Annotated in this window: 18 protein-coding genes and 1 pseudogene; 3 read left to right on the plus strand and 16 right to left on the minus strand. The window is 38.1% G+C overall.

From position 1 onward, the window contains the following. Positions 1-264 precede the first annotated feature (264 nt). From ALFOR1_RS20300 to ALFOR1_RS20315, 4 genes are all read right to left on the minus strand, one after another. Entirely contained in the window at positions 265-5988 is a 5724-nt protein-coding gene (locus ALFOR1_RS20300; protein WP_158657451.1) for an ATP-binding protein, read from the minus strand. A 235-nt stretch (positions 5989-6223) separates the two neighbouring features. Next, on the minus strand, positions 6224-7666 hold the full coding sequence (locus ALFOR1_RS20305) for a DUF4041 domain-containing protein (RefSeq protein WP_104644263.1): 1443 nt from the start codon (positions 7664-7666) through the stop codon (positions 6224-6226). A gap of 3 nt (positions 7667-7669) precedes the next feature. Next, positions 7670-7984 carry a hypothetical protein gene (locus ALFOR1_RS20310; RefSeq protein ID WP_033103256.1) on the minus strand — a complete coding sequence of 105 codons (315 nt, stop codon included), beginning with the start codon at positions 7982-7984 and terminating at the stop codon, positions 7670-7672. A gap of 267 nt (positions 7985-8251) precedes the next feature. Further along, entirely contained in the window at positions 8252-8848 is a 597-nt protein-coding gene (locus ALFOR1_RS20315) for a tyrosine-type recombinase/integrase (protein ID WP_104644264.1), read from the minus strand. A 355-nt stretch (positions 8849-9203) separates the two neighbouring features. Between ALFOR1_RS20315 and ALFOR1_RS20320 the strand changes: the two genes are divergently transcribed. Beyond that, the gene (locus ALFOR1_RS20320) at positions 9204-9854 is read left to right on the plus strand and encodes an SLATT domain-containing protein (RefSeq protein WP_104644265.1); all 651 of its coding nucleotides are present in this window, start codon (positions 9204-9206) and stop codon (positions 9852-9854) included. 4 nt (positions 9855-9858) lie between these two features. Further along, the gene (locus tag ALFOR1_RS20325) at positions 9859-11190 is read left to right on the plus strand and encodes a reverse transcriptase domain-containing protein (RefSeq protein ID WP_104644266.1); all 1332 of its coding nucleotides are present in this window, start codon (positions 9859-9861) and stop codon (positions 11188-11190) included. A 223-nt stretch (positions 11191-11413) separates the two neighbouring features. On the opposite strand, the gene ALFOR1_RS20330 is transcribed toward ALFOR1_RS20325, so the two are convergent. The 8 genes and pseudogenes from ALFOR1_RS20330 to ALFOR1_RS20365 all read right to left on the minus strand — a co-directional run bounded on the left by ALFOR1_RS20330 (position 11414) and on the right by ALFOR1_RS20365 (position 17393). Then, on the minus strand, positions 11414-12019 hold the full coding sequence (locus ALFOR1_RS20330; RefSeq protein WP_104644267.1) for a DUF2306 domain-containing protein: 606 nt from the start codon (positions 12017-12019) through the stop codon (positions 11414-11416). 114 nt (positions 12020-12133) lie between these two features. Next, a complete protein-coding gene (locus ALFOR1_RS20335) occupies positions 12134-12820 on the minus strand; it encodes a DUF4386 domain-containing protein (RefSeq protein ID WP_104644268.1) in 687 nt (228 codons plus the stop codon). Positions 12821-12947: 127 nt separating this feature from the next. Then, positions 12948-13445, minus strand: coding sequence for a GNAT family N-acetyltransferase (locus ALFOR1_RS20340; RefSeq protein WP_104644269.1), 498 nt, complete (start codon positions 13443-13445; stop codon positions 12948-12950). 337 nt (positions 13446-13782) lie between these two features. Next, positions 13783-14875 (minus strand): annotated as a pseudogene (locus ALFOR1_RS20345) (IS91 family transposase). After that, positions 14872-15705 (minus strand): tyrosine-type recombinase/integrase, encoded by an 834-nt coding sequence (locus tag ALFOR1_RS20350; RefSeq protein ID WP_104644270.1) that lies wholly within the window; start codon positions 15703-15705, stop codon positions 14872-14874. Before ALFOR1_RS20350 ends, ALFOR1_RS20345 begins: the two are co-directional and overlap by 4 nt. A 463-nt stretch (positions 15706-16168) precedes the next feature. Next, entirely contained in the window at positions 16169-16666 is a 498-nt protein-coding gene (locus ALFOR1_RS20355) for a DUF4865 family protein (protein WP_104644271.1), read from the minus strand. After that, the gene (locus ALFOR1_RS20360; protein ID WP_104644272.1) at positions 16666-17067 is read right to left on the minus strand and encodes a tautomerase family protein; all 402 of its coding nucleotides are present in this window, start codon (positions 17065-17067) and stop codon (positions 16666-16668) included. Before ALFOR1_RS20360 ends, ALFOR1_RS20355 begins: the two co-directional genes overlap by 1 nt. After that, positions 17067-17393 (minus strand): carboxymuconolactone decarboxylase family protein, encoded by a 327-nt coding sequence (locus ALFOR1_RS20365; protein ID WP_104644273.1) that lies wholly within the window; start codon positions 17391-17393, stop codon positions 17067-17069. The genes ALFOR1_RS20360 and ALFOR1_RS20365 overlap by 1 nt, the downstream gene beginning before the upstream one ends. Before the next feature lie 106 nt (positions 17394-17499). Here ALFOR1_RS20365 and ALFOR1_RS20370 point away from each other — a divergent pair, with 106 nt between their 5' ends. After that, positions 17500-18369, plus strand: coding sequence for a LysR substrate-binding domain-containing protein (locus tag ALFOR1_RS20370; protein ID WP_086962214.1), 870 nt, complete (start codon positions 17500-17502; stop codon positions 18367-18369). Positions 18370-18701: 332 nt separating this feature from the next. Here ALFOR1_RS20370 and galK read toward each other — a convergent pair whose 3' ends face one another. From galK to ALFOR1_RS20390, 4 genes are all read right to left on the minus strand, one after another. After that, complete coding sequence (gene galK, locus ALFOR1_RS20375) at positions 18702-19853, minus strand: galactokinase (RefSeq protein WP_104644274.1); 1152 nt, start codon at positions 19851-19853, stop codon at positions 18702-18704. 170 nt (positions 19854-20023) lie between these two features. Then, positions 20024-22159: a multiheme c-type cytochrome gene (locus tag ALFOR1_RS20380; RefSeq protein ID WP_104644275.1), complete on the minus strand. Its 2136-nt coding sequence runs from the start codon at positions 22157-22159 to the stop codon at positions 20024-20026. An 8-nt stretch (positions 22160-22167) separates the two neighbouring features. Further along, on the minus strand, positions 22168-23709 hold the full coding sequence (locus ALFOR1_RS20385) for a sulfatase family protein (RefSeq protein ID WP_104644276.1): 1542 nt from the start codon (positions 23707-23709) through the stop codon (positions 22168-22170). Further along, positions 23706-25271: a sulfatase family protein gene (locus tag ALFOR1_RS20390; RefSeq protein WP_104644277.1), complete on the minus strand. Its 1566-nt coding sequence runs from the start codon at positions 25269-25271 to the stop codon at positions 23706-23708. Before ALFOR1_RS20390 ends, ALFOR1_RS20385 begins: the two co-directional genes overlap by 4 nt. Between the last annotated feature and the right edge of the window lie 268 nt (positions 25272-25539).

A 25539-nucleotide genomic window follows, 5' to 3' on the forward strand; every position in this document is an offset into this window, starting at 1 on the left:
ATAGTTGAGGTTAGAGCGAGTAGCGGACGGTCGGGTAAACTCGTTTTTGGACATTTCTGAGTTAGATCATCAGCTCTATTTTTTGGCTTCAAATAACCTCTGATATTGCAAATAACCAGTACTCGTTGCTGAGGCTGACAGTTTTTCGCTCGTTATTGGACAAAAAGAGCTTAAGGTTATTATATTAATCAATGGTAATACTCATTAGATTTTGTAGGGGAAACGAGGGAACTTAGCTGATTACCTCGCCCTGATTAACATTAGCTAGTACTGGTCAAGACTAAAATTATATTCATCAATATTGAAATCATCATAGTGATTTTCTCGAGTTAAAACTGATACAGAACAGAGATAAATATCTGGCTTATCTTGTAACTCTCTTTCTAACCATGCATTATTATTGTGATCGAATATGGTACACGTGCCATAAAGTGATTTGATTTTTTTGGGGTGAGATAAAGAATGTACTGAAGGCCAAAATATAGATTCTGCAATCTGTTTCTCACCCAAAAAAAGTGATGTTTGAAAAGCATTATGCTTAGCGCTGATTTTTTCATCAGTAAGCGGTATATACAGCCCTCTCGATTCAAGATCAATTTGCCAATACCCTATCCTTGTAAGAGGATGAATAGTACCAAATAATGGGTGGCAGTTATCATACTTACTGTAAGAGCTAAGTTTGATCTTAAATTGTAAATCAGTCCTTAGTTTATCTCCAAAACTAAATCCAATATCACCACGTGATATATTAAAATCCACATCATATTGATTTGTTTTTTTCGCTAAAAGAATCGTTATATCGATCCACTTGTTTGAATCAATCTTGAGAGGAAACGACAACGCTCCAAGATCCAAAACCTCACTATAATTAGTTATACAATTACCTAAATATTTACGTATATTACTTTCAGATACATCTTGACCAAACTCCCATTCAGGTAGCCAAACTGGCTTATTCTGAATAGATGTTACATATACAGGCTCTACAGGAAAAGCAAGAGTAGAAACAGATTCTGAATAATCACGAGGCATGCCAAATACGTTTTCCGCTATATTTAGAACATTGAGAAATGCTGACCGACCTCGATGACTATTACGAGTAAAAAAATTACCAGTACTTTTACGATCACTACTCAGGAAATAATCAATATTATCCCAACGAGGTTTTATTCGCTCACAACTGCTTATCCATTCTGAGTGATATAAAATCAAGAAAGGAATTCCAGTTTTTTCTTCTAGATTTTCTAATTCAGAATGGAAAGCTAGTGGTACTTCGGTTCCTTGCGCTTTCTGAAAGCCAAAATCATTTGCATAATCATTAAAATCAGGTACGAGTTCTTTTGCATATTCACCATAGCCATCAATTTTCGACAGTATTACATCTAAAATCATATCTGAGAGTCTAGAGCGAGCTTTTATATAAAAAGCTATATTTTCTTTTGCTTCATAGCCTTTCTGCTTTGCCAACCAGAATACCACTAGTATTTCAACAACTTCTGATTCTAATAATTTTCTTGCTAATTCAGCAAGCAATAGCCTCTCGATGTTAACTGTATGAGTTTTGTCACAGAGTAAACCAGCTATTTGGCTAGCAACTTGGAGTTTAATTTTAGGTACAGGCCAGGCAAGTCGACTAATCAATATATTTGCATTTTTTAAATCTTCGGATTCCCCAACCACCCATGACCAATTAGGTTGTACTAAAGGTAAATTAGCAGTTTCTTTTTCAATTTCACAAATCATTGATAAAGCTAATGAATTAGCTTCATCTACTCTATTAGCTTCGGCTAAGAGGAATGCTAATGTTTTATTAGGGATGATTAAATTACCTACCTCTTTGCTCCAAGGATCAATCTGAGTGGTAGTTTTAGACAAGAATTCATTAACTCTGCTTGGATAATGTTTAGCCACCTTTTTAAGTCTATCAAATGAAGCTTCTGAAGTCTCATACCAAGAAGACCAACCTCGCATTTCGACTTGAGCTTTCACAAGTACGTTAAACGCTTTCCGAGGTCCATATATTTGTCTACAACTAACAAATAAAGGGTCTAGAAGATATTTAGAATTCCCTAGATCTAGCTCTTTTTCCAATAAAATAGAATATAGATGATTTACTAACTCTGACTCTTCTCCTCTAGTAAGCCAGAAGTTATACCACATTAAATAAAATTCTTTCGAAGGTCGGCAAGTTAACAGAATATCAAATTGGCTAGGAAGATAATCAGCAGGATTTAACTTACTTTCATCCTTCGCTACATCTTCTTCTTTATTTTCGTCTATGGAAATTTCAATACCAGAGCGGTTTAACTCGTCAATTATATTTTGAGCAGATAAATCCCCATCACCTGCTCGACTCGATATGATTTTCAACTGGTCATTCGTTAACCCAGTGAAAGAAAGTGCTTTCGCGAAAATTGATGAAAGATCTGTGTACTTCAAAAAGTATTCAAGAGAAGTATCTGCGTGATACCACTCTCCGTCATTGACTTCTTGATTGTATTTTGAAGCTATTGCAGAAATATTGTATTTAGCGCTAATCCTAGCAATATCAGATAAAGCAAACCGAGTATGGTCACCATCAGTAAACTCGCACACATTAAAGGCTAAAGGAGCTACCCGCTCTAATAAATTGACAGCCTTGTCAAGATCTCTATCCGCAATGTATTCTATAGCTTCTATAGTATCATTAATCGTCATGTCTTTATGGTGTACATAGCCTAATACGTAATCCCATGACAGCTTAGTGTGCCATTTCATCGAATCATAATTAGCATGACGTAAAGCAATTGAAGCTAGTTCCACATTTCTATTTGTTCTTGCATTCGTATCCTCTAATGTATGAGCTTGGTGAGTAATATCTTTTTCAATTAATAGATTTACAGCTTCATCAGTAAGTAAGTTGTCTCCACTCTCATAGTACCAAAGCCTAAACCATTCAATGTCTAATACATCAATTTCGAATGCATTTTTTAATATGGTATAATCAATCTTACTTCGACTGAACACTACTGCACAATTTGCTGCGATACGTATCCAATCTCGCTTAAATTTAATATCTTCTCGCCTTATGTTCCAATTTGTTGAGGTGCTTTCTTCTATAGCAGTGCTCATGAAACATAAGTCATCAAAAGTTACTTCTCCGTGTTCTATAAAAATCTCAGAGAACATATCAGCAAAAATACAAAGCTGTTTGTAATATTTAGACAGATCGATTCGTTCACGTTCTACGTTTACAGAAAGCCAGCAGAAGTCACCACTGGCATTTAAGCGAACAAGTAAACTTTCATAAAACCACTCATCGTAAGAAACTTTAGGCGTTATATTACCCCCCCCGACACTGTAGATTGTAGAGATTGGTAGTTGTTTAACTTTACCTACTTCCTTATATAAGATTGATAGATGACTATGTTTAAAATTATTAAATTCTTTCCAAGCTGTTAAATCTACCTCTTCCACAATACTTAACATGATCGTCGCAGTTTCGATTAAATATTTAGTGTTTTCATTGGTAACCTTACTATGCAACTTGATTAATAATCTTAAGTCACCCTTAATTTTTAAAGCAGTAATAAACTCATTTATATATTCGGTAGGCCATTTAAGTATGTGTTCATTATTGCTTAACCATGCTCCATCAAAACACTCTGTTATCACAGATGCTCGAATAAGAAGTAAATCGTCAGAACGGCTATTACTTTGCATTCTCGAGCTATATATATCTAATTCACTGCGGTGACGACTAAGGGCTAGTTCAGTAATTTTTTTAGCATTATATTCATCCTCTCTATACCAAAGAGTAATTGCTAAGATAGACAGCATCTTAGGTGAATACTCAGCTTTCATTGCTATTAGTTCATTTATCAAACACGAAGGAGCAGAAACTAAACTGCTTATCTTCAATTTTGATAAGTCCTCGAGCTGAAAATTTGGACCATTAATCAACCGCGCTTTTAAAGAACGATGGCTATAAGCTTCATCGAACTTAAACTCCATAAACGCATAATGCTCCGCGCATTCAAGTAATCTTAAAATACTACTGTCATCATAACCTTCAGATAATCGTTCAAGTACCCACGTTCTAGTTATGCCTTCTCTAAGAGGTATTTCGTCACCTAAACGTCCTTTACATAGCCAAAGCCAGCATGCATTAATATGTTCTGGAGCACTATTTTCAAGCCAATGACATACTTTGGGTAAGAGCTTATCAACTCTAGCTTCATGTTCAGCAACGGTTTTAACAAATACAATTAAACTTTCATGAAAAGGTCTCAAGCCAGATAATGAATCATGAAGTAAATGTACAACGCTATCAACACTAGGAGTGTTAAGAGGGTTCTCTTCCAACAGGTCAGAAAATGAATTCTGTGGCCAAAGAAAATTAAAGTCACAGCATAAGTGTAAAATATCTTTTTGAGGACCATTCAATGTACGCCAAATCGATTTGTAATAAGTTTCAATTTTACCGTCTTCACATGGAGGAAGCTGTTCTATTGCATATTTAGAAAGCCCATTTCCTGACGAGATTAAATATTCACAGGAATATATAACATGCAGTGGGTAACCATTTGTAATTGATGTGAGAGCTTCGGCAGACTCGTTTAAAACTTCACCTTTGATTTCCTCATGGAACGTTTGCTTAAGACGATTTGATTTTAATTGATACTCCAAATAGCATTTTATTGCATTACCTGTCATTGCAGGTAACTCATCCCATTCACTTTTTGGGCATTCTCTAATCAATGAATCTGGCAGCATGGCTTCATTTACAGGTTGCGTGCCTATAACTAAAACAACATTATCATGGGTGGGAATTAACTGATTGAATAACTCATCAAGTGGTTTTTTGTTTTTATTATTATCCCGCCACACATGATCTAAACCATCGATAATAACCACAAAAGGAGTTTTGTTTTTTTTGTTAAAATCGCCACATTCTTTTAACGCTAAATTTAAATTTTCCGATTCATATTTATTTAAATCTACAACATCATATTTACTCGTAATTTGAGTCATCAAATCTTCAGAAACTATCCTTGGACTTAAACGGTCATTGGTTCGATCGTCTAACGAAAGAAAATAGTGGTGTCTCACATATGGGATTTTATGCTCTTTTAATTCCTCACAGAAATAACTTAAATAAGTGCTTTTCCCCTTACCAGGGGAGCCTGTAAGTACATGTATATTCGATTCAAGTTGGATGATTTTTTGTAGAAAATATTGGTGAAAATCTTCATCCGGTAACACATAGTGCTCTGGAATAATAAAACTTTGAGGTATTGGTTCTGGACGTTTCGTAGATATCACGCCCCTTATATCTTCGAGCGTAATCCAACCACCTTCAGTCGGCTGATTTTTAAATTTAGACCAGTCCCTAGATTTATTAATTAGGCGGTGTACGCCAGCCTCATCGGTTAACTTTCTTAATGATTCTTCTATATCGATACTTAATGTTTTATAACTTAGGTCACTGTGATGAACGTCTAGAACAGAAAATAAGAGTCTAGCTTTTTCTTCACTACCAAGTTGCACTACTATTTCATCTTGTGTTTCTATTGGTATTAGATCGTAAATAATTTTATTATCATTTAACGCACATTCAACGTCTCTTTCTGGTATTTTGTTCGTGAGTAAAATAACGTTTTCTGTGTTTTCAATTGAAATATCATCAATTGCATCTGAAAATTTTTGAAGTAAAGTACGTGACCTTTCCGTTTTTCCACTTTTTTTCAGTAACCACTCCCAAGAAAGCAGATTATTATCAGTATTTGGGGTGAATTTCACTTGTATATAATCACGCTTTAAATTTTGTCGCTCACAAACGATGTCATCAATACCTTGGGGAATACAGTCTTCAGAGTCATCGACCTCGAAACCAATGCGCTTGTATCTAGTTGGAGAATTTAACCAACTAGCTAACAATTTAACACCATGTAGTGTTTGATATTCATATCCTGTATAAGTTATTGCGCTTGATTTGACCTCGAACATGCCACTTCCTAAGGTTTTACTGAAATTAATAAAAACATTATACATTGATTAATAGTCGTAAATAATCAAAGTTATACTGATGTTCCCTCGATTCTGTGAGCACCTTACATACATGAGAAAAACTTGGTCAAATTGCGGCTTGTTGAAATGAGACATTAATCAGTCTAAACACAGAAAGGGGCAAAGGTGAGCCAGCGTTGATCTGGCTGACTCGAAGACGGACAAAACTGTTAAATCATGCGGCATCACTAAGACGGAGGCTTTCGTAATAGTCTTCCGCCAGAGCGGTCATTTTGAACTGAGCATCTACTCCAGCGATCTTTTCAACGGCATCTTTAATTTCCTCTAGATCGACACTGAAGAACTCCTTACGAATGTTAACTGCATTAACACGTTGAGAATGGAATTCACGGTGCAAAGCTGTTTCGAGTGCAGGTGCATCATCAGTATAAATCATGGCATGTACGTCAAATGGGAATGGTACACTGGCATCACCAAGCTCTTTAACTCTGTCCATAGGCTCTAGCCTACGCGTTAAACCTATCTTGTAAACATCTTCTCCAAAGGAACCAATGTTACTTATCACGTACACATGGCCCTTACGAGTTTGTTCCGCCATACTCTTGGCACGTTCTTCTTTGGCTTCAGCTTCGGCCAATTGCAGCTCTAGAATGGCTATTCTTTGTTCCATTTCACTACGTTCTTGTTCATTAGCTTGAGCAAGCTCTTGCTGAGCTTTATCAAGAAGGTTTCGATACATTTTTTCTTCTTTCTCAGCTTCAGCAATAGCTTTTTCAAACTCCTTTATTGCTCTCTGCTCTTCACGAATTTGCTCTTTGATGAGCTTCTGCTCGGCAATTTCTTCCTGCTTCTTCAGGGTATATTGATACTGAAGCTTACATTCTTCGAATTTTAGTTCGATGTAGTCAATATCAAAGCCACACTCCATTGTCGCAGCTGACTTTTCTAGATTGTTTGCTAGTTTCTCGATTCGTTCCAGCGTACGACCAAATGAGCTTGGTGAAACCTTGCCAATAAGCATGTCACATTCAATATTGAACGCAGTTAGCATTAGCTTAACTTGACCATTGAGGATTTTTTTATTCAAAGACTTATCATTAGAAATAACGGTCGTTTCAGGGAAGGTGACTGCGGTTTTCGCTTTAATCATGTCTTTTTGCTGCTGCCGTATGTCTTTGATCTCTTCAGAATAGCGAGTTGATGTTTCGTAGAGATATTGTGGCATTTCAAAATGACCATGAGCAGTATATTCATCGAGTCGTGAATACAAGTCTATCCCACCCATAAGCTCGTTCAGATCCTGTTCGCTCTTTTCAATATTGGCATTAAGTTCATTTAGAGTGTTTTGGGCCGCGTCAAGAGACTGTTGCTGCTCTAGAATACTAACTTTAAGAGAGTCATCTTGTCCTTTCAAAGCTTGTAGGTCGGCAGTTTCAGCGTTAATTTTGGAAAGCGCCTGCTTTGCTATCTCATTAGTTTGCTGAAGAGATTCATTTGCTTTCTTTAATGTCTCGTGCTCTTCTTTGGCTTTCTTTAACGCTTCATCTATTGACTTGTACTGTCCAACTTTTTTATCCGCAGAGCGTTTCGTCACTATATAGGTCAGCAAAACTGCTAACAAAGATATGCCTGCTAATATCAGTAAATTATTATCCATTGTTTACCTTAAAACCTCTTGTATGAATTGCTTTCTAAGTGCGGCTCGTTCTTCGCAGCGGTCTTGGTACTCTTCATTTGCATTTGATAGCGCATTTTTAAATGCTTGCTTTGCTGCGGATTGTTGCTGTCTTACTTGCCGCTTTAGTTCTCGCTGAGCTTCACGCACACCTTTTTCATGCTCTCTAAGTGCTTGAGCTTCAGCACGTTGCCGAGCTTTCTCTCTACGCTGAGTTTCGCGGGCGGCTTGTTTGTTGGCCCTATCTATAGCTTTAACAACCTTTATAGCCGTCCTTAAACCACTTCCTCGTCTGGCCAATGCATTTCTCCTCTAAGCAAATTAGAATTATGCTTCCGATGCTAGCACAACAAAATTGGAAGGGTTACATTGAAATCAAACAGATTACATAAAGTCTATAGCTATGAGAGCGCTAAGGTTTCAAATATCTATGTTTCTTATAGGCAGATTAGCTCCTTGTTTTGAGTTAGAAAAAATATTCCAAATGATGGCATGGGGAGTAATGGCTCATGCAGTCGCTGACTAATCTTGGGGCAAAGGCAGCATAAGAACACAGCCTGCGCAAAATCAACAATCGGTTTCTCTCGATATTTTAATGGCGTCTTCAATCTCTATTCCCAAATATCTGATGGTGTTATCAATTTTTGTATGACCAAGTAGTAACTGAACGGCACGTATATTTTTGGTTCGAGCATAAACCAAAGTCGCTTTGGTTCTTCGCATTGAGTGAGTTCCATAAAGGTCAGAATCAAGTCCTAATTGCTCAGCCCAGCTCCTGATGATAGACCTGTAATATGAATAGCTTATTGGTTGATTAGAGCGACGTATACTCCGAAACAAATAATCACTGGGTTGCAATTTAACTTCTTGAATCCAATGGATAATACTGTGTTGTGTTCTCGGAGTTATCTCAAATTGAACTTCGATCCCAGTTTTCTTCTGCGTTAATTGAACCCTTTCAAATACTTGATCGAGAGTAGTGACGTCTCGAACTTTTAAAGAGAGTAAGTCACATGATCTTAGCTTGCTATCTATAGCCAAATTAAGTAAAGCTAATTGCATCAAGTTGTTTTGAATCTCAATTCGAGTGCGAATACGCCAAATCTCTTCAAGCTTGAAAGGACGTTTCACACCAGTAGCATTGTGGTTTAGTTCTGGTTTCATAGTGACCTCCTATTTAAAAGTCACTATGAGGATAGTGGATGTATTACTGATTAGGATTTGGACAGAAATGAGTCAGTGATTTTGATAAATTAGTGACTCTTTAATAACTTAAACTATAAAAACTAGCTAAACGGTGGAAAAAAATTTATTGAGCCTCGAACTCCGAAAATGTACTATACACACTGTGTTTCATAGTGGTGACAGATTTGTAATCTGTCCACTCTTAGCAGTAAGAGTGAAACTAATTTCGAAGGGTTCGCCCTTAGTGTATCTTGCATATGCTTACTCCAGTAGGAGTGTTAACTTATTGTAACCAAATTACCTCTATGAAGCACACCCCCAACATAAGGAGAAGATGGTGGCTTTAGCAGACAATATTTGGTGGACAAGAAAATCACGAATTCAAACTGAAAAACGACTTTTGTCTAACGCTTTTCACTCACAAGTAATACTACTCTGGTATTCATTCTTTTCTGTTGCCGTATCCGTTTATTATCTAAAGAACCCACAAAATGGAATCGAGTCGATCTCTTGGGTTGTATATTCTGTCCTCGTACTTTGCATTTCAGGTTTCATCAACGGGCTTTCATTTAAGGAAAGAGCAAATTTAATCAAAGAATGTTATGAAAGTTTGAATAGCATTTTGTATCAAGCCTCCATGCCAAATGCTGATTTGACCAATTTATCAGCAACTTACGAATCTAAATTAAATGCTTGTGAAAACCACACAGACAAAGATTTTGCCATCGCAATATGCCAAGAGTATTGGGCAAGCACCAGTAGCACAAGACAAATAAGCAAAGATTTCCATTCAGACACCTCGGAAAACAAACAACTATCAAAACAAGCTCTTACTAGAATACCAACTTCACATCATTGGTATTTAGCAGCATCTTATTTTATTACTAGGTTGTTAATTCTTATGTTTTTCTATGTCTTGCCAGTACTGATATTGCTTGCATTAAATTCGTCTATATTCTTATCCGATCTAACTTTTACTGGTTGATAAAATGAGTGTACAAGACCAATTTAATATAGAGTTTAGCCAGGATAATCTGAAAGAAATCTTTTCCAATCATGTTGTATATTCCGGCGCTACTGGCATAGATAATATGAATCAGTATGCTTTTAGAAAACAGTTAGACCCGCAAGTCGAAATCATTTCTCGTAAAATGATTGAAGGTTCGTATACCTTTTCCAAGTACAAGCTAAAGTTGCTGACTAAAGGGAGAAATAAAGCCCCTCGTGAAATCTCGATCCCTACAGTGAGAGATAGAATTGCACTACGTGCTATGTGTAACTTTCTACAACACCGGTTTGCAGAATCAGTGAAGTTCACGCTTCCTCAAAATGTCATTAAAGATGTCAAGGCTCACGCTTTATCTGGTAATTTTGATAGCTATATTAAGTTAGATGTTTCGAATTTTTACCCATCTATAAGACATAAAAACCTACGCTCTCAATTAAGAAAGCGCATTAGGCAAGTTCACATACTAGACATGATCTTTTCGGCTGTTACTGCTCCTTCAGTTTTAGTTTCGAGAAAGGATGATAAGCCAAGTGAAGTCGGCGTACCTCAGGGGTTGGCTGTTTCCAACATCCTTGCAGCAATCTACCTACAAAATATTGACAAATTTTTATCTGAATTGCCTAACGTTAAATGCTACCGCTACGTTGATGATGTATTAGTTCTTTGTTCTGCTGATCAAGCACACGATCTAGCACAAATCATCATCAAGAAGTTTCGTAATATTGGTTTAAAAATACACTGCCCTTTGAAAGTACCAGAGAAGTCAAAAATTGACTCACTTGCTAACGGTTTTGATTATCTTGGGTATCAATTCACCAATGAGCATATCTCTGCAAGAGGAGGTTCAATTGAAAAGCTAAAGGCTTCTCTTGCTGGGATTTTCACAAGCTATAAGCACTCTAAAAATAAGAGCTTAAAAATTTTGGAATGGCGATTGAACCTACGAATCACTGGCTGTGTGTTTGAGAAGAAATGTAAGGGTTGGCAATTTTTCTTCGCTGAGATTAATGATGAAAAGCTACTCCACAGATTAGACCATTATGTCTTCCGCCTATGCAAGCGTTTTGGGGTAGCAATCAAACTTAAAAAATTTGTTCGCACTTTCAAAGAAATTAGCCACAACAAATATAACACCAGTTATGTACCAAACTTCGACCAGTATGACATACCTGAGATGAAAGAGGTTTTAGCTCAATATTTTAGTTTTGATTTGACCAATATGGCTGATGGAGAAATTCGTTACCACTTCTATAAAAAAATAGGCTCTCAAGTCAAAGAGCTAGAAGTTGATGTGAAAGACTTTGGTTACTAGCTTAAGTGTTCGTTAAAAAAGAGAGAACGTTCCCTAGTCCCCATAGACGTCCGACAGGCATTAGGAAAGATAGCCCAAATGATGTTTCAGAGACGTGAGGTTTAAACGGTAGAACTTGCTTTGGGGCATAAAACGAGTCAGAGCCGAAGGACGGCTCTGTGCCATAAGCGGACGGTGGTAACGCTTCACATATGGGACGCAGCGAATGAACATAATGTGTTTGTTAGGCATTTGACGTTTTGCACAAGCGTGTTAACACAAACCACTCAACTATTAATAAGTTAGGAACCCAACAAATCCATGACAGAACAGGGTAAAAATCACTAAAATTAATTCTGAAAAGTGCACTCAAACCCAAATAAATTCGTAATGTTACTCCCGCTAGTGTTAGTGCATAGCTTCTTAACATCCAATCTCGGTGCGCTTGAATATTGCCATTGCGAACTTGCCAGTAAGCTACCAACGTTGTGCCTACCCAGCAAATAGCCATTAACCCAAAGCCAAAATGAGTGACTAAACCTCCAAATGAATTTAACGCGAGAATGAAACCAGCAACCCCTCCCACAATAACAGCCAAAACATATATTCGGCCAAGCCAACGGTGTATGGAAATATAGCGAGTTCGAAATTGCGAATTTAATTGAATAGCCCCAATAATCATAGCGATACAACCACCTAAAAGGTGCATCGAAATAGCTGAAGGAGAATGCGTAAATATATTTAATACGAACGGATTTCGAAAGGTCGGTACAGCAAGGTTGATTAATGCATAACCAGCCACGCCTAATGCCAATATGGCCATTAAAATCCAAGATAATCTCAGTCCCATTGGGAGTCCCTATATGCCTAACGCCCGCTTAACAGGCTAATGGTGGTTGACTATAATCCAAAGCGCAGCGTAGGAGCTAACCACCATTTGTCCTTGTTGAAGTGCTTGTTAGGGTTAGGCATGATTTTTATCAGGTTGGATGTCTATTCCTTTGATTAATAACCAAAGGCCAAACGTTATTTCAAAAACAGCTCCCGGCATCATGAAGTAACTCAATATTTGAGGTGGATTAAGTAGAACAATATTTGAAAAACCATACACCACCATCGAAATATAAGTAAATGCCCCCCAAAGAACCAACCACTTAGGTACGTAATTGGAGACGTAGAACAAATACATGAAAATCGTGGCACCAATACCCATAATAATTAGGAGAACATCCCACATCGAGCCACTGATTTTCACAAATATACTAGCTAATGTATGCAACTGCTCATCTTGAAATACAGTTGAAAATTCTGGATTCTTTAAAACTGCTATCACTGCTAATGTAATGATTGTTGCGACAAAGCCGAGAAGCCCTTCTCCAAACCTGAAAAGTAGTGCCACGAGAGCAAAATTTTTGTTTATCGTTTTAGTAACTAAGTACTGTGCCCATGAAGCCCAAATAACAGCTATAAACATAATAATATCTATAGTTTGAGCAAGTCTGAACTTTATCTCAACCTCATCAAAGGCCCCAAAGTTGTATATACCTTGCTTAAATAGTAGTGAATTAAACATCCCTAAAATTATATAAATCAAGTACGCAGCACCCAAATGCTTAACATACAACTTAAATGATGAACCATTATTCCCCATTGATAATTATCCTGTGATTGCTGAGTGTTTAAATGCCTAACGCCCTGTTAAAGGCAAAATATTGTTGGCTAAAATTGTTGAGGTACGAAACACAGCCAACTGTATTTTGTCCTTGTTTAACAGCTTGTTAGTTGCCGATTACGCCTACAACTTTGCTACGCCTTTCAATAAGAATTACGTCACGCCAAATATTATTCATTTGACCAAGATTTTCACGAATACCAAGTTGACGAAAACCATTATTTTTGTGGAGTTTTAGGCTCCCTTTATTTTCAGGGAAAATAGCAGCTTGTAACATCCAAATATTATTACTTTCAGACTCTAAAATTAGACTTGAGAGTAATTCTTGACCTACACCCTTACCTTGAGCACTAGCTGCAACATATACACTGACTTCTGCGACTCCGGAATATACTTCTCTGTTTGATATTGGCGAAAGTGCAGCCCAACCAATGATATTGTCATTTTCGACGGCGACCAGGCGGGAATGGCTATGCATTGAAGTATTCCACTCAACCCAACTTTTCGCTGTTAATTGAAACGTAGCATTCCCTGTATCGATACCTTGCTGGTATATGGTTTGCACGAAAGGATAATCAGCTTGCTCAAATGTACGGATTAACACGAAATTCTCCTAGGCAACTAACACTTTAGTATTTATGCGACACGCAGTTTGTGTTGCATAATCGCTTGTTGGACTGAGGCGCTACCTGCTCGGTGTGTCAGAGTTGGTGTTGTTTATGCTATGGGAATTTGCTTTTTAGAGGCTCTAGCTAAATCAGCTAATTTAATAAGCTTACCTATTATAATTTAAGCTTTCCCTGCATTGCTCAGCGCTTATTATCTATTCATTAAACCGAATGTTTAACCGTTAAGCAAGAATATTTTTCGCTCGCACAGTCGCTATTAGCCTGAGCAATTAAGCAGGTTAACTTATTGATTTGATGCAGTAAGCAAGGCTGCTAACTCGTTCGCGCTATTTTATTTGTCGCCTCACCTAAATTCATCACACCAATAAATCGTAAGGTCCCCGTCTTGCATGACTGGCAAGGCCAATGGGGTATTAATCGTTCTTGCTCTACCTTCGGCTTCACCGCTTTGCATGGGGTTGCTGATACTTGAGCCTTTATTAACCCTAACTTTCGCTTGCGACATGCATTAGCTAAAAAGCCATAGTGGCGAATGCGCATAAACCCTTTGGGCAATACATGTTGTAAGTAGCGCCGTAAAAATTCATCACAACTCAGAGTCATGACTTTATCGCGGTTGTTATCTGCATAATCGCGGTATTTAAAGCTCACTGTTTCTTCAGTCGCTGACACTAATCGCGATTCTGACATCACGCCTTTTCGGGTATAACGTGCAAGGTAACTGACTAACTTTTCACTGTACGTTAAACAGGCTTTGCTATACACGCACCATTTGGTTGGTGTGCTTACCTTCGCGAATGAACTATCGCATTCATTGAGCGCCGCGAGCATTTTCCCTCTAAACACTGTTGATAATGCTTTAACGGGGTATAAATAGCCTTTTTCTATTTCATGCCAGTGCGCTTGATCAAGCGCGCCTGCGGGTATCAAGCAATGCAGGTGAATATGCTGACTTAAGTTCTGCCCCCACGTATGCAGTACGCTTGTCATGCCTAGCTGGCCATGCCTCTTTCGTTTCGCAAATTTACACAGCGTTTGCCATGCGGCTTTAAATAAACAGTGATACAACGCGTTTGGGTTGTAGTGCGCAATGATATTTAACTCATGCAGGGAGCGTAAAAACAAGGTGGAAATAGCGACACGATAATAAATCCTCTTGTTGTCTTTGCACCCATTTAGCCGTTGCCATACCTTGGCAACGTGGGCAATGGCGGTCGCGACAACTACACCCGATTTGTTGTACTTCACTACAGTTATCACATTGCCATGCTTGATAACCGAGCTGTCCCGTTCTGCATGATTGAAGGTGTTGGCAGACTCGTAACTGCTGATAACTCATTATGTGGTGCTGCCGATAACTCCCAAGGCCAGAATTTAAAATATCAGCGAGATGCAAGCCGCTCATTGGTTTCCCCAACTTGCGAGTAAATCAATACCACCATGCCCTAATTCAGGTAACCAGTGTAAGTAACTTTGCGTGGTTCTAATGTCACTGTGACCAAGCTGATGTTGAAGTTGATGAAGCGGCATCCCTAACTCAAGTTGATGTGTTGCATAAGCATGGCGTAATACATGTGGATTACAGTGCTTTAAACCACACATTTGTGCATGTTTTTTCAATGCCTTTCTGAAGCTTGAGGGTGACATGGGTTTATCCATTAACCATCGTGAATAAAACATCCAGCCTGTTGGGTGATACATTTTCCAATAGCAACGTAATTGATTTAGCACGCTATCTGATACAACAACATAGCGTGACTTATCTCCTTTACCATGTTCAATTAAAATGGTTTTACGCTGTCCATCGATGTCTTGCACTTTGATGCGCAGCAGTTCGCCAATACGCAAACCACATCCATAACACACCACTATCAATGTTTTTAAGCGCATATCCGTGCAACTTTCTATAAGTCGTCGAATATCATCACGCGATAAATAAGTAGGTGCCCGAGGTTTTGCTTTAGGCAAGGCTATGTCTAAGTTCAGTGGGCGATGTAAAATATTCTTAAACAGAAACCAGATACTGTTTATTTGTATTTTTTGACTCGCTCTGGAGAGCTTGCGAATCGCAGGATCGTTAAAAAAGGCGTTAAGTTCCTCATCAGTAATCGAATCGAGCGGTTTATTAAAATAATGACTGAGTTTTAGTAAATGTTCACAGTAGCTTTTACAGGTACTTTGCGAATAACCACGATAGGCTATTTCAGTTTTGACTTGTTCAATGAGTGTATTCATGACTTACCTCCAAATATGGGATAACCCCAAGGTAAGTGTGGCTCAAATGGTCAGAATAGGATCTCCGCGTAGCGGCTTAGTTCAACAATTTAATAGTGCGCTCATCGCGCATATTTCTGCCGACTTAACGCTCATTTATCTACTTTATTTAGTTTTAACAAATAACCTAAAGCATTACTACCACTAAGTTTTTTAAAGCTTTAAAGTAAAGTTTAATAGAACAATATGCGCGCGTCGCTTATTTTCATGAATATATGCGCAAAGAGCAGTTTAACCAATCTATTAACGACGATATTTAGCCAATCTCAATGTCCGCTTATCGCTCAAAGCAGCCCCTTGAGTATTTACGTTATCTCGTTTTGGGGCAAAAGCGAATTATATACATAACCAGTCTCTGGACAAAAGTGTGTTTTGGCTTAGTTCAAAACACACTTAATTATGTTAGTGAACCTAATGCATCTCATTACTCAATATCATTTTGACCATGAGCAACATACCCCACAGAGTAAACTTCACCGCTACTATCATCAATACCTTCTGAGCTACTCAACCACGTTAAACCGAGCGTTTCCCACGAGATATAATCTAAGCCGTGTACATCTGTATGTTGACTGACTTTATTATGAATACACGCAAGAGAATGGTGCGAATCAGGAACCGTTGGCTCGTCGTCAACGAACCAAATATCAACCTTTGGGCGACCGAATTGTTCGCAAAGAACTTTGAATCCATCACTTTGGAGAAATAAGACCATTGCGTGATGATCTCTCCAAACATAAAACGGGGCGTAGCTATTCATCTGATTTTCATAACTTTTAGCGTCTTTACGCGAATATAGATAGGCCTTAAAAATTAACCCTGGGAACCCTTCTAATAAGTGACCTTTTTCCTTGATACGAGCTTCTATTTTTTCCATAGGATAATCAGACGGGAGAACGATTTTATATTGCATTGCTATCACTATATTATCTCCATTTCATCTTTCCATGACTGACCAGAGGAAAAAGACCAGTCTTCTGGGCCATTGAATTGAACAATGATCATAATATCTTCTTTACGAATGGGGGTTTTGGCCTGAAGTTGCTCACACAACGCTTTGTACAAGGCTCGCTTTTGTTCATGGTCACGTGATTTTCCAGCGAATATGTGAAACAAAACTCCAGATTCACTACGACTTTGAGCCAGATTTGGATAATTCGAATTAAAAACCTTTTGCTGTGGGGTATGAATGTCGAATATTTGAAAATAGTCTCCATTCGGTACTGCAAAATAAGCTTCTAAACATTGCTGTAGAATATATGAGATTTGATGCTTATAGTTTTCAAATAACTCATTACCTAAAGAAATTCGTGTCATTGGCATTAGTCATTCCTCCCGTGGTCCATCTCATCTAACCGCTCAAGTGCAGAAGCCGTTACAGGCCAACCGGCATAAAAAGCAAGATGAGTCATTGTTGCACTCAGTTCTTTTACTGTCAGTCCGTTGCTGAATGCCCGAGCTAAATGACCCGGTAGTTGTTCCACACGATTTAAGACCACTAACGCGGTGATGGTTATCAGACTTCTATCACGAGTGCTCAGACTCTCATCACGCCATATCTGTCCAAATAAGATATCTTCCGTAACTTTATGAAATTGTGGAGCAATTTCAGCAAACAGTTTCATTAAGTATTGTTCTTTTGTATCCATATATTTCTCCTGTTTTTTCGTCTACTGGAAAATAATAAGTTGATTTTTTAATATAAAAAATCAAAACTATTTTGATATATAGTTTTGATTTTCAGGATGGTTGAACATGCGGAGTCTGGATTTAGATGCCTTACGATGTTTTGTCTTAGGAATTGAGTTAGGCAGCTTTGCAGCTGCAGCTGAACGAATTAATCGTTCACCTTCTGCGGCCAGTGCCCAGTTAAAAAAGCTCGAACAGCAGTGCAACACACCATTAGTGACCAAAATCGGCCGCCATCTAGAGCCGACTGAAGCAGGTGAAATTATTCTGGCTTATGCCCGTCGCATGCTTCAGTTAAATGACGAAGCTCTAAACCAGTTAGTGGAAAATTCATTGACGGGGAAAGTGGTTTTTGGCTTACAAGAAGATTTTAGTGACGTACTATTGCCTCAGTTGCTAGGTGTATTCTCTCGCTCACATCCAAATTTACAATTGCAATCCATTGTTGGGCGCCATCAGGAGTTGATGGATGGCATTCAATCTGGTGAGTTGGACTTTTCATTGGGCTGGAGAGGTGAAAAATCGGCGTCATATAGTGAACTTCTGGCAGAATTACCACTGTACTGGTATGGGCCAGCAAATAAATATCTTAAAGAATCCATTAATATTTCTAAACCTGTACCACTAGTCATGCTTGATGGTTCTTGCATTATCAGACAACAAGCCATAGCAGCATTAGATCGCGAGGGGATTCCATGGAAAATTACCTTTGTTGGCCGAAGTCTAAGTAACTTATGGAGCGCTGTTGATGCCGGCTTAGGAGTTACGGTTCGCTCTTCTTTCAGTCACCCGGATACTATTAGTAAGTTGGATGGTTTGCCGGTCCTTGGAAAACTTAGGTTGTGCCTCGATCGTAATCAATATAAGTTAGAAAAAGTACAGGAACAGTTGTATGACGAATTAAAACAACAGCTTACACTCTATATCAAAAAGTAAAGTGATTGAATTGCTGCCAGAATTGTGGACACAAAAGTCCACACTATGAGCAAGCCTGAGTCAGATTGAATCATTAGGTAAACTAATCCAAAATCACGTTAATTCGATGTGAATGAGTATTTGCTCTAACAAGCTTTGGGGCATAAACGAGTTAATACCATAGTCCGATTTTGCCACTCATGTGGCTTCAAGTACTGATTTAATCTTATCATTCTAGTCTGTCACTTTTAAGTTGCGAATTATAAATAATCTCATATATTCAGTAACTTATAAGCCACTCTCACGAGTAAATTTTCCCCCATAGTCATATTGATATCGGGAAATAGTGTCCCTTAAACGGCTACCCCTACACCATTTACAGGTCTACTCATATATATACTTTCTTTTATACCCGTTTTTTCAAAGTAATTACTTTCTATGGTCGCTGTAACTTCATCAACAGCATCATCACAAACAAGTGCAACTATACAGCCACCAAACCCTCCTCCTGTCATTCTAACCCCCCCTTTGCCATTTATTTTATTTTTCACCAGCTCAACTAAAAAATCTATCTCGGGGATTGTAATTTCAAATAATGTTTTCATCGATTCATGACTATCGGCCATTAAAGCACTGATAGAGTTAATATCGTTTCTATTAAACGCATTCATAGCATCTAAAGTACGTTGATTTTCATAAACAATATGTTCCGCGCGTTTGGCTACTGTAGTGTCTAACTCGTGTTTTTTTTCTTCAAAAGTTTTTATTGATACATCTCGTAAATGAGTTACCCCGAAAAATTCAGCAGCAGATTCGCACTCTTGGCGCCGAAGATTATACTCGCTATCTAATAATCCTCTTTTGACATTTGAATTGACCATTAATATAGACATTCCTTCAGGCACACTGACTGGCGTTAATTCTAAAGTGCGGCAATCAATTCCAAGTGCCTTGCCCTCTATACCGTTTGCTGAGATAAGTTGGTCCATGATGCCACAAGCACACCCTACAAAATTATTTTCCGCAGCTTGGCAAATCATTGCTATTTGTTTACGGGTCAAATTTAAATTACACAATTTATTGAACGCAGCCGCAATGCCAACCTCTAATGCTGCAGATGAACTCAATCCTGCGCCTTGCGGAATATTTCCCTTAATAGCCAAATTGCAGCCTTGTAACTCATAACCACTTTTCTTGAGTTCATCAACAACCCCTCTAACATAATTGACCCACACTTTGCTTTTTACAAACTCAATCGGCGCGTTTATTAAAAATTCGTCATGATCGTTATTATAATCTAAAGCTGTTACTCTAATTTTATCGTCTGTTCGGGCCGAAACAGCAATCAAAGTACCGTAATTTATAGCGCAAGGCAGTACGAACCCACCGTTATAATCAGTATGTTCCCCTATTAAATTAACGCGCCCAGGTGCATTAATTACGAATTGTGCTTTTGTGGAATACGCATTTTCAAAGCCCAAATTAACGTCTACAAGTTGATTCATTCCGTTATCCCGTTTTAATTATAATTTAAGAAGTTATCGTTCAATTTTTCTAAATTGTTTTTTTTGTATTAATCCCTTCAACTTACATAATAGATTTTTGCTTTTGTCCTAATTAATATGCTTAATATAAGTCCCCTGTAGACCTATGGAGGTTTAATCTAAGCTCGCTTCTATTGCAATTGATTAAAGTAGTTGTAAGCACTTCTATTTTTCAGCTTTTGAGCGAAGCTCATTCCTAATTTTTTAAGCTGTGGCGCATTATTATAAGCACCAATTTTGAGTTTTAATTCACTCACGGCTTGCGCTGTTGAGGCAATGCTATCTAGTGCTAAAAAGTATAAATAAGCGTATTGCACGTTATTACTCTCAAGTGTCATTGCGTGTTTAAACGAATCAACTGCTGCAGGTTTGTTACCGCTTCTAATAAGCGCCATACCATTTGCATAATGCAGCGGCGCAGAGGTAGGTACTGCGTTTAAACCACTGTTTAACGTGCTTTGCATTTTTGCTGTTTGACCAAGGCGATAATAAATATCGGCTAAATTTACATAACTTGCATCAAAGTAAGGGTCAACGCTAATGCCTTTTTGTAACGACTTTATAGCACCGTTTATGTCTTGCTTGTTAAGCGCGAGCAGACTTTGATTGATGTTGCCTTCACCGCGCCATGTATTGACGGTATTGGCGTGTGCGAGCTCTATAATTGATTGATTAAGCCCGTTTAACTGCGCTGTTGTTTGGCTTAGGTTTTGCGCTGCAGCAACACGCACTGACTTTAATTTGTCGGTTAATAGTTGTTTGTAGCTTTTCAAGCGCTCTGCTTCGGGGAGTAAAAAGCCCACTTTAGCAATCGCTAAGCGAATAAGCGGAAGCGGCGAATTAACCCAACTTTTTACTGTGGCATCGTTTAGCTCAGCACCTGAGTTGCCTAGATATGCAATTGCACTGGCGCGGTCTATTTCGTTTAACGAAAAGTCATTAATTAAGCTCATATGTGCATTTTGCGATATCGCTTTTAATGAGCGCAGTTCAAGCATACTGTGCTCGCTTGCACTTAATTCAGGTGCTTTACCATGCCATTTTTCAAGTGTGCTTTCTGCCCATTCGTTGGTTTTACCGTCGTGGCATTGCACACATGCATTAGGTGTATCGTATTTTATTGATATGTCAGGGCGCGGAATTTTAAAGCTGTGGTCGCGCCTGTCATCAACGCCCATGTATCTGTTGGTTGGCATATGGCAGTTAACACATTGCGCCCCGGTTGATTGTTCTTTATGACGATGATGCTCGGGTTTGTTGTATTCGCTCGCACTGTGGCACTGTAAGCACAGCCCATTTGTTTTTGTTTTAACTTTCATGGTGTGTTTATCGTGGCAGTCAACACAGTTAACCCCGGCTTTGTACATTTTACTTTGTGCAAAAGAGCCAAACACATACACTTCTTCTTTAATTTGGCCATCGGCGTGATACAAATTCGGTTCTAAAAATGAAGGGCTAAATTGGTCTAAAAACGCTTGGCTGTTATCAAAGCCATCAGTCAGTGGGCTTCTAAGCGAATGACACGCATAACAGCCTTGCATAAAGCTGTTATCGCGCGGCTCACCTTGCCAAGTAGCAATTTTATTATCGCCAATTATTTTCCACTGCGACATATTGGTAGGGCTTGTTTGAGCCGATTTAGTCACTTTTTTAGTTTTATGTTCATCCGTTATATCGCTGTGGCACGATTTACAACCCACATTAATATTTGAAAAGTGCGTATCAAAGCTTTCTTTTTCAGTAGTGTAATTACGCTTTAAATTATCTGAATGGCAATCGGCGCACATGCCGTTCCAGTTTTGTAGAGGTTGCAGCCAATGGAGACGGTCGTTAGGTTTTACATCCTCGTTAGCGTAGTTAGCATACCAACGCTGGCCGCCTAGTGATTTAGCGCGACTATCCCATGCAAAAGGAAATACTTGGTATTTGCCTTTTTCAACTTCAATTAAATACTGCTGCAATGGGTCAAAGCCAAATACATAACTTACGGTGTACGTTTTTTTAGTGCCTTGCTCGGTCAAATCAATTAAAAAGGACTCTTTTTCTTTATAAAAAACGGCTTTTTGAGAAAAGTGGGTCGCGGTTATATTACTAAAATCACCAAGCACGGTATCTTTATTGGCTAAAGCCATTGAGTTTGCATGGTCTGACTGCTTCCAATCATGGGTTTGTTGTTGATGACAAGACTGGCATTCCTCGTTTGCAATCGCTGAAAAGCAACTGCATAAAAAAAGAACAACAAAAAGGCTGTTTTTTATATTTATCATTACAAATGCTACTTGCCTTGTTCAGTTAAAAACTTATCCCAAAAAATTAAGTAGTCATCTGGAGCAATTTTGGGAGACAAGCCTCTTAACCTCATCTGTGTAAGGTAGTGCTTTTTAAAAAAATCATCCCAATATTCTTTAACCTCCCGCGTTTCATCAATCATTCCTTGATCATTAGTTGCTTTCTGCCAGCGTTGAAGCTCTTTTCTCATGGTTAATAATTGCTCTTCATAATTCTTATTCAGTGCTAAATTATTCACTTCATCTGGATCATTAAATGTATCGTAGAGCTCCTCTTGAGGTCTATTGGGTGCAAAAAATAATGCTTGTTCGTGAGTTAATAGCTTTTTAGCATGCATTGATTCCATAAGCGCCAATACTGGATATTGCAGATGTTTGTAGGCATTAAAGTCGTTATATGGTTTTTCGGGATAAAAGTTTTTAATATATTTAAAACGAAGATTTCGCACAGCCCGTACTCTGTCATCTGTCTCGTCGGTCCTATCTTTATGAGCATAAATATAATCTCTTTTTTGTTTGTTTTTTCCTAAGAATATATGCCCTTCTACGTAATCAGGAACCTTTAAGCCAACCAAATCAAGCGTTGTAGGCATGACATCAATTAAGCTAACTAGCTCATTATTAACTTGATTAGACTCAATACCTTTTCCCCAAACAATAAGAGGCACTCTTAGCCCTCCATCGTATAACCACTGTTTATCACGCAGCATTGCACGCCCATGATCTCCAAAAATGAAAACGATTGTATTTTCTAATACACCGGCTTTTTCAAGCTCAGAAAATAAATTACCGACCTTTTGATCTACAGTTTGTATTGTTTCTAAGTAAAGAGCCCAATCCCGGCGCGTAATATCATGGTCAGGGTAATAACTCGGAATTTTAACTTTTGAGGGATCAATAGGATTTTTTTTATCTGCAATAAAAGTACGGTGGGTTTCGCTATAATTAATTTGTGCAAAAAATGGCTGCCCGGAATACTCTTTTATATAAGTCTGCCATGCGGGCCGCTCTAAAAGCTTAAGATCCGTAGGGGAATGCGTATAAGCGCCTCCAGAGTATTTAACTTCGCCATCTTGGGCATCAAAGGCATTTATAGTGGTAGAAAAGTTAAAATCCGTTTTTTGTTTAGGACCCATCAATAAGTTTACATAACCAGCTTCACGCATAAATTGTGAAGTCATTTTAATATTCTCTGGTAAATAATAACCATCATCTAAGTGACTTCTATGGTTTTGCGCGCCTATGCTTGTTGCATGCATACCAGTAAAAAAAGCAGAACGTGCGGTAGAACAAACTGCCGCAGTGGCGTATGCGTGATTATAACGAATCCCCTCGTTTGCAAGTCTATCTAGGTTAGGTGTTTTAACTTCTGGAGTACCATATACAGATAGATCTAAAGAAATATCTTCGAGTACCAACCAAATTATATTTGGTTTATTACTATCACTAGCACTCTGTGCGTCTGCTTTGTTAATAATAGCAGCGAAAATCAATACTAATGCCGTAAGTGCATATTTATAAGATTTCATTTTAGGCTCTTTAAACGTATAGATTGAAGTTCAATATCTTGAAGCTTTTGTTCCAGTAACTTAACTTTATCTGGGTATTTAGCCGCAAGATTGTGTAGTTCAGATGGGTCAGTATCAAGATCAAATAATTGAGGCGCTTTTGAAGTACCTGGATCAATATTTTTTTTTGCTTTCACCCACGCTACATCTTTTTCGGTTGGCCTTATATACTTCCAACTATTCTCTCTTAAACCTTTTGCATGGGGAGTTTCTTGCACTAAGGTTTTACGAGCCAATTTACTTGCATCAAAAAGCGGTAATAATTGATTTTGGCTATCAATCGCCTCCGTCTCTTCCAAAGGCACTCCTAATAACTCAGCTATTGATGCGTATAAATCAATTTGGCTAAATAGAGAATTACTCACACCCGGTTTAACTCTATTAGGATAGTGAACAATAAATGGAATACGGGTTCCAGCTTCGTAAATACTGTACTTGCCACCACGGTATGGGCCATTTTGTTTATGAGTTCCAATGCGCTTTAATGCTTCGTCATCATAGCCATCTGTTAAAACAGCACCATTATCGCTAGTAAAAATAACCAAAGTATTATCTAGTAAATTTAACTCTCTGAGTTTTTCCACCACTTGCCCTGTGGTCCAATCCATCTGAACGATTGAATCACCTCGAGCCCCCATGTTTGTTTTTCCCCTAAACATTTCATTTGGCAATCGAGGAACATGAATATCATGGAACGAAAATAGTAGAAAAAATGGCTGTTGACTTGATTTTGAAATGAATTGCTTTGCTTTATCTGATAAGACTGTATTAAATTCTTCATCGCGCCATTCTGCAGACTTTCCACCTTGCATCCACCCAATTCGACTAATACCATTTACGATGGTCTTGTTATGCTGACTATCTGCCGCCTGCCTTAAAATTTCAGGATTTTCATAACCTGTAGGGCGCTTTCCTATTTTCTTATTGTAATTAACAAATAAAGGATCTGATTTTTCTAAATTCACAACATCATGATTCTCAAGAAAAACAGAAGGGACTCTATCTCCTGTGGCTGGAATCAGAAAACTATAGTCAAATCCAACTTCTAGTGGGCCAGGCTTAACATTTTCATTCCAATTTACTGGCGTATTGCCATCACCGAGGCCTAAATGCCATTTACCAACAATACCTGTTCGATACCCTGCTGTTTGCAGCATTTTTGGTAATGTTTTTTGTACTTCAGAAATAACTAGCGGGGCATCACCTTTAAGTATGCGAATGTTTTTTCTAAAAGCATGCTCACCGGTCAGTAATGAATATCTTGATGGAGAGCATGTTGCGGCAGAGCTATGCGCATCAGTGAATCTAATACCATTTTTCGCTAACGCATCGATGTTTGGAGTGTTGACCTCAGTAGCACCATAACTACTTAAATCTCCCCACCCAAGGTCATCAACATAAAACAAAACAATATTTGGTTTTTCCGCACCATTTTGCGCCTCTTTTGCATAGGCATCCGAATAAAAAGTGTTGAAAATCCCAATACTAAATAACCCCAATACTAAAAGTTTATTTGGTAACATTCGAATAACCTCAAATTATATGTGTGAAATAACCAGTAACAGCTTTTAAATAGAAACCTTAAAATCCTAGCTAAAAATCAAGGAGATTAATTTTTAGGCTCCATATTAATGAACCAACAAAAAAAATCAACAAAAATGGCAACGATTTCCTTCAATAAGCCAAAATAAGCCATTAACAAAAATACTTATAAACCCCTCTAAAACCGCCATCAATCAACTGTTATTGTATATTAGTTGTTATTTATTGACCGTAATTGTTAAATATTAT

Source organism: Pseudoalteromonas carrageenovora IAM 12662 (assembly GCF_900239935.1).
In the GTDB taxonomy this organism is placed as follows: Bacteria; Pseudomonadota; Gammaproteobacteria; order Enterobacterales; family Alteromonadaceae; genus Pseudoalteromonas; species Pseudoalteromonas carrageenovora.

Coding starts and splice junctions, on each gene's coding strand:
- ALFOR1_RS20300 (WP_158657451.1), bottom strand. CDS start 5,988: ATGTTCGAGGTCAAATCAAGCGCAATAACTTATACAGGATATGAATAT.
- ALFOR1_RS20305 (WP_104644263.1), bottom strand. CDS start 7,666: ATGGATAATAATTTACTGATATTAGCAGGCATATCTTTGTTAGCAGTT.
- ALFOR1_RS20315 (WP_104644264.1), bottom strand. CDS start 8,848: ATGAAACCAGAACTAAACCACAATGCTACTGGTGTGAAACGTCCTTTC.
- ALFOR1_RS20320 (WP_104644265.1), top strand. CDS start 9,204: ATGGTGGCTTTAGCAGACAATATTTGGTGGACAAGAAAATCACGAATT.
- ALFOR1_RS20325 (WP_104644266.1), top strand. CDS start 9,859: ATGAGTGTACAAGACCAATTTAATATAGAGTTTAGCCAGGATAATCTG.
- ALFOR1_RS20330 (WP_104644267.1), bottom strand. CDS start 12,019: ATGGGACTGAGATTATCTTGGATTTTAATGGCCATATTGGCATTAGGC.
- ALFOR1_RS20335 (WP_104644268.1), bottom strand. CDS start 12,820: ATGGGGAATAATGGTTCATCATTTAAGTTGTATGTTAAGCATTTGGGT.
- ALFOR1_RS20350 (WP_104644270.1), bottom strand. CDS start 15,705: ATGAATACACTCATTGAACAAGTCAAAACTGAAATAGCCTATCGTGGT.
- ALFOR1_RS20360 (WP_104644272.1), bottom strand. CDS start 17,067: ATGCCAATGACACGAATTTCTTTAGGTAATGAGTTATTTGAAAACTAT.
- ALFOR1_RS20365 (WP_104644273.1), bottom strand. CDS start 17,393: ATGGATACAAAAGAACAATACTTAATGAAACTGTTTGCTGAAATTGCT.
- ALFOR1_RS20370 (WP_086962214.1), top strand. CDS start 17,500: ATGCGGAGTCTGGATTTAGATGCCTTACGATGTTTTGTCTTAGGAATT.
- galK (WP_104644274.1), bottom strand. CDS start 19,853: ATGAATCAACTTGTAGACGTTAATTTGGGCTTTGAAAATGCGTATTCC.
- ALFOR1_RS20380 (WP_104644275.1), bottom strand. CDS start 22,159: ATGATAAATATAAAAAACAGCCTTTTTGTTGTTCTTTTTTTATGCAGT.
- ALFOR1_RS20385 (WP_104644276.1), bottom strand. CDS start 23,709: ATGAAATCTTATAAATATGCACTTACGGCATTAGTATTGATTTTCGCT.
- ALFOR1_RS20390 (WP_104644277.1), bottom strand. CDS start 25,271: ATGTTACCAAATAAACTTTTAGTATTGGGGTTATTTAGTATTGGGATT.